Here is a 12,468-nt window from a genome sequence, read left to right as displayed (position 1 = left end):
AATAAAACTATGATTGAAATTAATATTAATATTGAAAATGGAAATAGCTTCAAATATGAAAAAGAATTTAAACAAATTCTTGAAAATTTAGCAATCTATTTTGATATTAAAAAGCAAATAATTTTAGATGTTTCAATTGTAAATAACAAAAAAATACAAAAACTAAATAAGGAACATAGAGGAAAAAATTATCCAACCGATATTCTTTCGTTCGATTTTGGTGATTCAAGTCTTTATGACAGTTTGCCTTTTTTACCAATTGGTGAACTGGTTATAAGTCATGAAAAGGTTGAGCAGCAAGCTGTTGAATTTAACCATTCACTAAGAAGAGAATATTGTTATTTGTTTGCTCATGGCCTAGTTCATTTAATGGGGTATGACCATGAGGAAGAAAATGAAAGAATTAAAATGAATAAAATAGTGGATAAAATTTTTGATCCTTTAGGTATCAAAAGAGAGGAATAAAATGTTTGTAGAAAAACTAAAATCATTATTGCAATATTCATATAGTCCTTGATCAAATTTTAAGGTTGCTGCAATAGCTATTGATGAAAATGGCAAAGAGTGACCAGGTGTTAATTTTGAAAATGCGGCTTTTCCATCAGGGCTATGTGCGGAAAGATCAGCGTTATTTGGCTCTGTTGCGCACGGTGCAAAAGTTGGCACATTTAAAGAAATTTATGTTATATCATCTGGTGAAGCAGTAATCTCACCTTGCGCAGGCTGCAGACAAGTTATGACTGAATTTATGGCTGACGATGCACTTGTACACTTATATAATGGCAAAGGTGATGTTCTTAAAACATACAAACTTGTTGAATTGGTACCTTTACCAATTAGAAGCGAACAAATTAAATAATGAAAGTTGGAATTGTAACAATTATTGGCAGACCCAATGTTGGTAAATCGTCATTGCTAAATCAAATCTTGAAATATGATTTAGCAATTGTTTCAAATATCCCACAAACAACAAGAGACCAAATTAGTGGAATTTATAATGAACCAGGCTACCAAATTGTTTTTGTTGATACCCCTGGCATTCATAAACCATTGAATAAGTTGGGTGAGTCGTTAAACAAAAATGCTTATGAAGCTTTACAAGAAGTTGATTGTGTTTTATTTTTAACACCAATTAATGAACCAATTGGTGGTGGAGACCGGGCAATCATTGAAAAAATAGCTAATTTTGACAATAAAATTGCCATTATTTCTAAAATCGATCTTGCTAAAGATCCAGCGATTTTAGCAGCAAAAATTGAGGAATTAAAAGAACTTGGTTTTACAAAAATTTTATCTGTTTCTACATCTTCGTCAGATTCAATAAGTATGTTAATTTCTGAATTAAAAAAATACACAGAAGTTGGCGAACCTTACTATGATGAAGATTATATAACTGATAAATCAATGCGTTTTATTGCTAAAGAAGTGATTAGGGTTTCTGCGATGAAATTGCTAAGAGATGAATTGCCTCACTCAATTGCAGTTGAGGTTAACGAATTTATTGAAGAAGATGAAAAAATTACGATAGATTCAATAATTTTTGTTAAAAAGAACTCGCAAAAAGGTATGGTTATTGGCAAAGACGCTAATATGATTAAGCAAATTGGAATTAATGCACGTAAACAACTAATGAATTTGTTTGATATCAAGGTTGACTTAAAAATAAAAGTCAAAGTTGCAAATAAATGAATAAATGATGCTAAATTTTTGAAAAAATTTGGTTACTAAGGAGGAGTTATGAATAGAAAGTATTTAGATAAAGTTTTTGCAGAACATAAAGTTGATGCAATTGTTTCTGAGGCTTTTCAAACTAGACTTTGATACTCAGGAGTTAAAACAACAGATGGTTATTTAATAATTGAAAAAGACAAAGCTTATTTATTTGTTGATGGCAGATATATTGAGTACGCAACAAATAATGCTAAAAATGTTGAAGTTAAATTACTTCAAGGTGGTACATTAAAAGAATTTTTTGCCCAAAAACAATATAAAACAGTAGCATACGAAAAAGATTACTTGAATATTCAAACACTTGAATTTTTAAGATCGATTGTAAAAAGCGAGAATGAAGTATTCATTTTAGGTCAAGAATTGCGTATTTTAAAATCAGAAGAAGAAATTCAAAAAATTCAAAAAGCAGTTGATATTTCGCTTAAAACTTTATGACAGTTAAAAAGATGAATTACACCAGGATTTACTGAAAAACAAGTTGCTGCAAAACTTAACTATTTATTAAAACTGAATGGTTCTGATAAAGAAAGTTTTGATGAAATTGTTGCTACTGGAAGTTCTTCTGCTGAACCTCACCACCACCCTACAGATAAACCATTAAAAGCTGGCGATTTATTAAAAATTGACTTCGGTTCTTTATACCAAGGTTATTCAGCCGATATAACTAGAACATTCATCTTGTGAGATGAAAGAGGTAACGACACACCTAATGACCCTAAAATGAAAGAAATTTTAGACATTGTTCACGCCGCTGCTAAAGCAGGTAGAGATGCAGTTCGCCCCGGAATTAAAGCAAGTGAAATTGACAAAATATGCCGTGATTATATTGAAAAAGCAGGGTATGGACAGTATTTCACTCATGGTACAGGCCATGGTTTGGGTATTGATGTACATGAGCTTCCTTCAGTTAGTTCAAAAGCTAGAGATTATGTTCTTGAACCAGGAATGGTTATTACTGTTGAACCAGGTATTTATATTGAAGGGCTTGGTGGAGCTAGAAACGAAGATGACGTTTTAGTTACTGAAACAGGACGTTTTGTATTTTCAAACCCAGACGAATAAAAAAATCAATTTTAGCCTTTTTACAAAAGGCTTTTTTATTTTCAAAAAGCTAAAAAATGGTTAAAAAATTGATTTTTTGTTGTACTATGTACCATTTTTAAAAAAATGTATATAATAAAACTTATGAAAGAATTAGATAAAATTACTCCTTTAGAAAAAGATTTTAGTAAATGATATACAGACGTTGTTAAGCAAGGAAATTTAATTGCTTATGGACCATTAAAAGGCACATTGGTATTCAAACCAAATGCTTATGGAATATGAGAAATGATTCAAAAAGAGTTAAATGAATATTTTAAAGAATATGGTGTTCAAAATGTTTACTTACCACTTTTGATTCCTGAAAGATTATTCAATAAAGAAAAAGAGCACATTGAAGGTTTTAACCCAGAATTGGCAACTATAACTAAGGTTGGAGATGCAGATCTTGATGAAAAAGTATTTATTCGCCCAACCTCAGAAGTTTTATTTGCTGATTTATTCAAAAATTCAATTGAATCATACAAAGACCTACCAATTATTTATAATCAATGAGCAAATGTTGTTAGATGAGAAAAAACCACTAACCCATTTTTAAGAAGTAGAGAATTTCTATGGCAAGAAGGTCACACCTGTCACAACAATGCAATGGAAGCTAGACAATACACAAGAAGTATGATTTCGTTATATGCTAAATTTATGAAAAACTTCTTAGCTATTCCTGTTATTATTGGCAAAAAGACTCCAAAAGAAAAGTTTGCGGGTGCATGTACAACTTATACTGTTGAAGCTATGATGAAGGATGGGCGAGCACTTCAATCTGGAACTAGTCATTATTTAGCACAGAATTTTTCAAAAACATTTGATATTTCGTTTAAAAATGAAAATAATGATCGCGAATTTGTCTACCAAACATCGTGGGGTGTTTCAACTCGTTTGTTAGGTGCAATTATAATGACTCATGGTGATAATAGAGGGATAATTATTCCGCCTCGTGTTGCTCCTGTTCAAATTGATATTTTAGAATTATTTGGCAATAAAAACGAAAAAGTCAAAAAAGTTGCAAAAGATCTTAAAAAGCAACTATCTAGAACATTTAGAGTTCGTCTTGATGATACTGACAAAAATCCAGGTTTTAAAGCTTCAAATTCTGAAATTCAAGGTACCCCACTAAGAATAGAGGTTGGCCCAAGAGATCTTGAAAACAATCAAGTAACAATTGTAAGAAGAGACACCCTTGAAAAAATTGTTTTACCAGTTGACAAAGTTAAACAAACGGTAAAACAATTGTTGGTTGATATACACAACAACTTATACACGCAAGCAAAATATCGTTTGAATGAAAACACAGTTGTAGTTTTAAATTACGACGAGTTTAAAAATCAAATTAAGCAACAAAAATTCGTTCTTGCACCATTTTGTTGTCATGATGAACAAGAAGAATTAATCAAGGAACAAACAGGAGCAACAACTCGTTGTATTCCTAAAACAGTTATTAAACCAACAAAAAATGCTCCTTGCATTACATGTAATAGAGTTACGAAAAGATTTGTTGTTTTTGCAAGAGCATATTAACCACCTAGTTCGCTAGGTTTTTTTATGGGAGTAAAATATGTTTGCATTCGATTTAACTTGTCCGTCACTTTCTCCGTTGGCTAAATATAAAGCTATCAGGGAATTGTGTTTAATAGAAATTGCGCGTGCAAAGCGCAAAAAGCAACTAGCTTTCAATAAAAAAATATCTCAAAATTTTAAAGAAAAATTAAATAATAAACATCTTTATGATTATGTGTCAGAAAACTTGCAAAGAGTTTTAACTTGTATGAGTGATGCTAATAAGGAAATTTTGGAAAAAGATATTCTTAAACCCGATTCAGACAAAGAATGATGAGAAGATATCTGTTCGAAAACCACTTATTACAAACGCAGAACACAAATGATAAATGAATTTATTTTTTATTATTTTGACTAAAAACAGCCGCTGAAAAGCGGCCATTTTAATTCGTAATTGGCAATTTCTATTATTAACAATAAATTATTAATAAATTTAGTATTATTTTAAATGTAGCAATTTTGGTGTTGGAGGATTATGGATATTTGTAATAAGCGTTTTAAAGTATTTTGTCAATCAATTAATTTTCCTATTCCAAAAGATTTGCAACAAACTGAGTTAATTATCAATTCAATTGATAAGAAAACTGACTTAATGGACATTGATATTATTTTTAAAGATGAAGTTTCCGTAACTTCATATTTTGCTCTTTACAATGCTATATTAAATGAAAAATTATATAACATTAAAGCAACTTACACTTTTGACCTACTTCAATATAAAAAGAATAATTTGGTAAATTTTATATCATATTTAATGACAAAAAATAAGTACATTAAGCTACAAAAAATTAATTGAGCAAAAGAGTTAAAAACAGTAAATGATTTTCAAAATGAAATAATTTTTCAAGATCAAAACTCTTTTTTAGATCTTGAAAATTGTGTTAATAATCTTGTCAATGATTTACATGAATATGGTTTTAAAAAAATTGAAATTAAGGCCGTACTTAATAAGGTTGAATATGCTGAATTGAGTTTCGAAAATGAAGAGCAATTAAAACAAAATCAACTAAAATTTCAAGAACTTTTGAATAAGCATAAAGCCAATAAATCAAACCCAACAAACACAACACAAAAATTTGCTCCCAAAAGTAATTGATCACAAAGAAATTACATGAAGTGTTTAATTGCTGAATTAAAAAATAAAGAGAATAAAGACAAAGTTGTAATTCAAGGAAAAATATACAATTATGAATATTCTTTATCAAAAAATAAACATATTTATTTAATTAGTTTGACTGACTATAACGATGCAACCAATGTTAAATGATATAGAGATGAAATTTTAGATGAAAATGCTCTTCAAACTTTGAAAATAGGCTCTTGAATTAGTGTTTCAGGTTCAATTTCTAAGTCAATGTTTAACAATGCTGAAGCATTTATATTTGCTGATTCAATAAGTCCAATTTCTCCACTAGTTGAAGAAACAATTGATAAAAGCCCTGCAGAAAAAAAACGAATTGAGCTTCATGCGAGCTCAAAATTAAGTACAATGGATGGTTTAATTGATCCAGAAGACTTGATTAAAAGAGCTGAAAAGTATGGTATGCCTGCAATCGCTATAAGCGACTTAGATGCTGTTCAAGGATTCCCTAAGTTTTATCAAACTGCACAAAAATCAAGTGTAAAAGCCCTTTTTGGTGCTAGTTTTTCAACATTTTCAAAAAAACCTAATTTGTTTTTAGGAAAAAAGGCAACTGGTAAAATTTCTGATTCAGAAGTTGTGGCATTTGACATTGAAACAACTGGATTAAGTCCTCGTTTCCATGAGTTAATTGAGTATGGTTCACACACTGTTAAGCCCAGCTCAATTGATTCAAATCAAGTTCAATTTTTAATCAAGCCAACTGAAAAAATTAAACCTTCAACAACTAGATTAACTGGCATTGGACAATTTGGCATTGATTCAAAAGGTCTAGATTATAGAGTTGCTCTTTCAAAAATTTATGATGATTTAAATAATAAAATTGCCATTGCTCACAATGCTAAATTTGACTTTAATTTTATAAAAGAACAATTTAGATTAAATAATATGGAATTTCCAAATGTTACAGTTATTGATACATTGGTTCTTTCGAGATTAATTTTTCCTGAGCGAAAAAAACATTCATTAGGTGATTTAGCTGCTAATTTAGGTGTTAATTATGATACAAATGTAGCTCACCGGGCAGACTATGATGCTGCTGTTTTAGGTTCAATTTGAGTTGAGTTAATGCATCAAATGAACATCAAAGGCATAAAAACGTTTGAAGACTTAGAATCATATGAACCTGATATTAAATATAAAGAACGTTTTGCTTATACTGTTAGTACACTTGTAAAAAATCAAAATGGTCTAAAAAAACAATTTGCAATGATCAGCAATTGCTTAACGAAAAATTTTAATTATGGACCAAAAACCTATTTTGAAGATTTAAAAAGTGATCCAGATATTTTGCTTGGTTCTGGGTCATTAAGGTCAAAACTTTTGGATAATTATTTTTATTCAACACGTGAGAGTTTTATAGAAGAAATTCAAAGATATGATTATATTGAAATACCAGCTCCACAATGTTTAGAACATTGGATAAAAAATGATTTTATAACTAGAGAACAATTAGAATTTGCTTTGACCGATATTATTGAAACTTCAATTGAATACGGAAAAATACCTGTTGCAATATCTGATGCTAAATATTTAGATAACCATCAAAAGAAAGTGTATGAAATATTAGTAAGCGCAAAAGGCATTGGCGGAACTCGGCACTATTTACATAAATTTGACAAATTAAGAGACCAATGAGATTCAATTCCTAATCTAACTTTATTAACTACTGATCAAATGTTGGAACAATTTAGTTTTTTAAAAGATAAAAAATTATTAGAAGATGTTGTCATAAATAACACTCATAAAATAGCCAACATGTGTGAAGATGTTGAGGTTATTAAAAAAGATCTTTACACACCTAATTTTGATGATTCCTCAACAAAACTTAAAGATTTAGTTTATAATAATGCGAAGCTAAAATATGGTGATAATTTACCTAAATACATTGAAAATAGAATTGAAGCTGAACTAACTCCAATTATCAAGTATGGATTTGACGTAATCTATTGAATTTCACACAAATTGGTAAAAAAATCTCTTGATGAAGGATATGTAGTTGGTTCAAGAGGGTCGGTAGGTTCTTCGCTTGTAGCTACTCTATCAAGTATTTCCGAGGTTAACCCATTAGATCCTCATTATTTGTGTAATAAATGTAAAAAATTTGAACTAGCAAATATCGATGGTGTAAAATCTTGTTACGATTTGCCTTCAAAAAAATGTGAAAATTGTGACATCGAAATGGATAGAGATGGACATTCAATTGCGTTTGAAACATTCTTAGGATTTAATGCTGATAAAGTTCCTGATATTGATTTAAACTTTTCGGGAGAATTTCAATCTGTTGTTCATAATGAAGCCAAAAAAATATTCGGTGATACTCACACCTTTAGAGCTGGAACAATATTAACTGTAAAACCTAAAACTGGTTATGGTTATGTAAAAAGCTTCTGTGAGGAAACAAAAACAGAATATTCAACAAACTTTATGGATTATTTATCAAGACAACTGGATGGAGTTAAAAGAACAACTGGCCAGCACGCTGGTGGGGTTATTATAATTCCTAAAGAATATGATGTTTTAGATTTCACTCCTATTAATTACCCTGCTGATGATACTGATTCTACTTGATTCACTACTCATTTTGAATATAAAGCAATCCATGACAATGTTTTAAAACTTGATTTACTTGGTCATGATAATCCAACAATCATTAAAATGCTTGAACAATATACTGGTATCAAAATAAGTGAATTACCAAAAAATGATGCAGATGTTATAAAAATATTTTCATCAACAGAGCCAATGGGGATTAAACCTAGTGATATTGGCGGCGAAACTACTGGTGCAATTGGACTTCCCGAATTTGGAACTAGCTTTGTTCGCCAAATGTTGCAGCAAACACAGCCCAAAACTTTTCAAGATTTAGTTTCTGTATCCGGATTAAGTCATGGAACTGACGTTTGACTTCAAAATAACCAAGATTTAATAATGGATCACGGTTTGACCCTCCCTGAAATATTTAGTTGCCGTGATGATATTTTGTCAAAATTAGTTGAACAAGGTGTGCCAAATAAATTTGCTTTTGACATTATGGAAAAAGTCAGAAAAGGAAAAGGAGTTTCTAAGCAAGAAGAGGAAGAGTTGATTAAATATAATGTTAAAGATTGGCAAATTGAATCAATGAAAAAAATCAAATACATGTTTCCTAAAGCTCATGCTGTTGCGTATGTTTTAATGGCTTGATGAATTGCTTGATACAAAATACACAAACCACTTGCGTTTTATGCCTCGTATTATGCAACCCATGCTAAAGCAGTTGATATTGAAAGCATGGTTGATGTTCAATTTGGTAATCGTTCAGCTAACAAATTAGTAAAAATTCAATCAACCCCTAAAAATGAATTGAGTACTAAAGAAACTGATTTAATTCCAACTCTTGAAATAACTCGTGAGCTTTATGCGCGCGGATTATACATTGACAACATTAATTTACAACGTTCACTAGCTCATGAATGATTAATTGATGAACAAAGAAAATGCTTAATTCCGCCATTTAAATCACTAGATGGCTTAGGTGATGCTGTTGCTGAATCTATTGTTTATGCAAGGTCAATAAAACCATTTAGCTCAATACAAGATTTTGCATTAAGAGGCAAAGTTAACAAAACATTAGTTGAAAAATTACAAGATATTGGTGCTTTTAAAGAACTTGATGAAACTGACCAAATGCGCTTATTTTAAATTCAAAAAGGAGAATATGAATAACTATACAAAAAAACCAACATTCTGAAATGTTTGTCTGCTTATCATAATGGTAACTTTTATTGGTTTTGGTGGTGGAAATGCTATGATGCCAGTTATCAAACGTTATGTAGTTGACAAATATCAGTGATTAGATAATGATGAATTTGACCGAAATGTAGTTGTTACAAATATGTTGCCAGGACCTATTGCCATTCAATCGCTGACATATATTGCGATAAGGGCATTGGGGACTTTTAAAGGTATTTTAGCTGTTGTTTTTGCTTCAATGCCACACGTTGCATTGACAATTTCATTGATTTTCGTAGCAAACTTAGTACCGCGTGATTACTTAATTGTTATTCAAACTGGAGTTTTAGTTGCTATTACAGGAAGTTTGATTGGCTTTGCTTGAAACTACTTTAAAAAAGGAATAAAAGAAACAAAAGTTAGTTTGTGAATAATATTATTCTTGATAACCCTTGCTTTTTCAGTATTTGTACCAACTCCCTACAACATACCAGTTGCAATAATGTTTTTAATAATTGCGATTTATTCAATAATATTTCTTGTAAAACGTAAACAAGAAAGAAAATTAAAAGCAACTCCAATTGAAAAAGAGGAGGAAAAATAATGCATTTTGTAGCTTTATTAGTTTGCATCCCATTGATTGCATTTGTTTCTCTTTCTGTTTTTGGTGGTGGCCAAATATTCATGCCAATTTTTAATTGATTATGAACATCCCTTGGCTCATGATTTGGTATTAAAATACCAGAAGAATTAATCAATAATGTTTTTGCTATTTCTAATTCAACGCCCGGAATTTTGAGTCCAAAGTTCGCGACAATTACTGGTTATATGGTTGCTGAGGGTCAATGATGAGGATTCATAGCAATGTTTATAACATATTTAGCATTTGTGCTTCCTGCTATTTTGATGATGAAGTTAGCTCTAAAATATTCAGATAAGTTTCATGATGCTAAATATTTCAAAAATTTAATTAGAATAATGAACCCAGTTGTTACAGCAATTATTTTTGCTTTAGTAATTCAACTATTTATTGGACTTATTGCTCCAAATTTAGTGTTTAATAAATCTGCTCAGGAATATATTTCTACAACAAACTCTTCGCATAAATCTATATTCTTTTCATGTTGAAGATTGTATGCATTATGATGTTATGTTCCAAGTGGTATTGCAATTAGTTTATATTTATACAATAAAAAAATGCCAATGTTGGGCCTTATTCTTGCAAATGTTTTGGTTGCCTTAGTAATATTTCAACCTTGGTTAAAATAATGTACATTTGTGCATTTTTTTTGTACAAAATTTGGGCCAAAAATTTCACTTATTAATTCATTTTACTATTGATTAGGTAAATTTACATTCAGTTAAATTTAAGGGTAAATAAAAAGTTAACTAATTAGTTAACAGTTTTTACTTTTTTGATTTTAAGGGGTTCAAGTGAATAAGATTCAACCTTTTTGATAAAATTAATGTATTCATCCAATCTAGTGAACTTATTAAAACTTTCTTCTGAACTTCAACGTTCAAAAATGAAAAATTTATTTGCTATTCAGTAACCATCAATTGATAAATTCAACTCTTGTTGTTTATTTCTGTAAATTCAATCTTCAATATATTTAGAAAACTCTTCTTTGTTTTCTTTTTTGATTTTTAATTCTTTTAAAACTAAGTAAATCATATTTCTCCTATTTAAGTCTTGCAAAAAATGCGAATTTTTCAGTTGGAATTACATTGTCAAATTTACTAAAATCATTTATTTTGTCAAGTTTAAACCCATCGATATTTAGTGCTTTAGCAACTTCTTTTATTTTTTCTGGCATTGAAACTTGCAAAGCTCAAGCAGCTGCATAAATACCATTTAATAATCTATTCAAGATTAAATTCAATTCTTCTTTATTTTCCGTTAATTTTCAAGGCATAGTTTCATCAATATATTTATTTAATCTTGAACATAAGTCCATTATTTTTCTTATACCTTTATCAATTTTGAATTTATCCATTTGAATTGTAAATTCATTGATAAAGGTCAAAATTGCATTTTCTATTTCTTGATGTAAATTATCATTTGACACAACATATTTCACCCCATTTGTAAATGAATTTGAAATCATCTTTAGTGTTCTTGATATTAAGTTTCCAAAGTTATTTACAAGGTCAGAATTTATTGTTTCGCGCAATTTTTCTTCACTAAAATTGCCATCTTCGCCAAAAATAATTTGACTTGCAAAATAATATTTAATCATTTCATGGTGATAATTTTCATATAAATATTCCGGATCAATTGCATTTCCTAAAGATTTAGACATTTTTCTACCATCTTTATCTCTTAATAATCCATGGCTTAATATGTGTGTAGGCTGTTTTATATTGATTGCTTTTAAAAATATAGGTCAATAAATAAAGTGGAATCTTGTTATTTCTTTACCTAAAACGTGTACTATTTCATCGCCATTCTCTCAATATTTTTTAAAATCTTCACCTTGATTTTCAACATCGAAACCTAAGGCAGTAACGTAATTAAATAAAGCGTCTAACCATACATATAAAGTATGTTTAGTATCCTCGTTAATTGGAATAGCTCAATTAACATTGGTTCGTGTAACTGATAGGTCTTCAAGACCTATATTCACAAAATTATTTTTGATTTCAAATAAAGTTTTGTCTGGTAATAAAAATTCAGGATTATTTTTTACATATTCAATTCACCATTTTTCAAATGCTGAAATTTCAAAGAAATAACTTTCTTCAGCCATTGAAACCAATTTGTGTCCTGATGTAGGGTGAAAATATTCGCCATCAACTAAATTTGCTTGCGATTTTGTTAAGAATTCTTCATCTTCAACTGAATATAATCCTTCGTATTGGCCTTTATAAATGAAGCCCTTTTCAAGAAATCAACTAAAAATGTTTTTAACTGCTTTTTCATGATTTTTTGAAGTGGTTCTTGAAAAATAATCAACTTTAATAAATCATTTTTTTCATGTTGCAATATATTCTTCAACAAGAGAATCAACAAATTCTTTTGGATTTTTATTTATTTTTTTTGCTTTGTTTTCAATTTTTTGACCATGTTCATCTGAACCGGTCAAAAATTTAACATCGTAACCCATAATTTCTTTATAGTTAGCTATGGTTCTTGCCATAATTGTTGAATATAAGTGGCCAATGTGCAAAGGCCCGGATGCATAATAAATAGGTGTTGTTATATAAAAAGTTTTTTTCATAATTAC

The 12,468-nt window shown here is 29.6% G+C and carries 11 protein-coding genes; 9 read left to right on the top strand and 2 right to left on the bottom strand.

Going from position 1 to position 12,468, the window contains the following annotated elements:
• Window positions 1-9 precede the first annotated feature (9 nt).
• The 9 genes from ybeY to EXC34_RS03305 all read left to right on the top strand — a co-directional run bounded on the left by ybeY (window position 10) and on the right by EXC34_RS03305 (window position 10,510).
• Entirely contained in the window at window positions 10-465 is a 456-nt protein-coding gene (gene ybeY, locus EXC34_RS03345; protein WP_004421128.1) for an rRNA maturation RNase YbeY, read from the top strand.
• 1 nt (window position 466) lies between these two features.
• Window positions 467-859 (top strand): cytidine deaminase, encoded by a 393-nt coding sequence (cdd, locus tag EXC34_RS03340; protein ID WP_129687896.1) that lies wholly within the window; start codon window positions 467-469, stop codon window positions 857-859.
• Complete coding sequence (gene era, locus EXC34_RS03335; RefSeq protein ID WP_129687895.1) at window positions 859-1,728, top strand: GTPase Era; 870 nt, start codon at window positions 859-861, stop codon at window positions 1,726-1,728. The genes cdd and era overlap by 1 nt, the downstream gene beginning before the upstream one ends.
• Before the next feature lie 9 nt (window positions 1,729-1,737).
• Window positions 1,738-2,793 (top strand): aminopeptidase P family protein, encoded by a 1,056-nt coding sequence (locus EXC34_RS03330; protein WP_129687894.1) that lies wholly within the window; start codon window positions 1,738-1,740, stop codon window positions 2,791-2,793.
• A 123-nt stretch (window positions 2,794-2,916) separates the two neighbouring features.
• Entirely contained in the window at window positions 2,917-4,347 is a 1,431-nt protein-coding gene (gene proS, locus EXC34_RS03325) for a proline--tRNA ligase (RefSeq protein WP_129687893.1), read from the top strand.
• A 37-nt stretch (window positions 4,348-4,384) separates the two neighbouring features.
• Window positions 4,385-4,744, top strand: a complete 360-nt coding sequence (locus tag EXC34_RS03320; protein WP_129687892.1) for an MG284/MPN403 family protein — start codon at window positions 4,385-4,387, stop codon at window positions 4,742-4,744.
• 117 nt (window positions 4,745-4,861) lie between these two features.
• Window positions 4,862-9,211: a PolC-type DNA polymerase III gene (locus EXC34_RS03315; RefSeq protein WP_129687891.1), complete on the top strand. Its 4,350-nt coding sequence runs from the start codon at window positions 4,862-4,864 to the stop codon at window positions 9,209-9,211.
• Between the two features lie 16 nt (window positions 9,212-9,227).
• Window positions 9,228-9,845: a chromate transporter gene (locus tag EXC34_RS03310; RefSeq protein WP_129687890.1), complete on the top strand. Its 618-nt coding sequence runs from the start codon at window positions 9,228-9,230 to the stop codon at window positions 9,843-9,845.
• Window positions 9,845-10,510, top strand: coding sequence for a chromate transporter (locus EXC34_RS03305; RefSeq protein WP_318025059.1), 666 nt, complete (start codon window positions 9,845-9,847; stop codon window positions 10,508-10,510). Before EXC34_RS03310 ends, EXC34_RS03305 begins: the two co-directional genes overlap by 1 nt.
• 124 nt (window positions 10,511-10,634) lie before the next feature.
• On the opposite strand, the gene EXC34_RS03300 is transcribed toward EXC34_RS03305, so the two are convergent.
• On the bottom strand, window positions 10,635-10,916 hold the full coding sequence (locus EXC34_RS03300) for an antibiotic biosynthesis monooxygenase (protein ID WP_096386828.1): 282 nt from the start codon (window positions 10,914-10,916) through the stop codon (window positions 10,635-10,637).
• 7 nt (window positions 10,917-10,923) lie between these two features.
• Window positions 10,924-12,462: a methionine--tRNA ligase gene (gene metG / locus EXC34_RS03295; protein WP_129687888.1), complete on the bottom strand. Its 1,539-nt coding sequence runs from the start codon at window positions 12,460-12,462 to the stop codon at window positions 10,924-10,926.
• Window positions 12,463-12,468 lie beyond the last annotated feature (6 nt).

Origin of the sequence: Mycoplasmopsis bovigenitalium (assembly GCF_900660525.1) — a bacterium.
Taxonomy (GTDB): domain Bacteria; phylum Bacillota_I; class Bacilli_A; order Mycoplasmatales; family Metamycoplasmataceae; genus Mycoplasmopsis; species Mycoplasmopsis bovigenitalium.
This window is presented reverse-complemented; position numbering and strand designations above follow the sequence as displayed.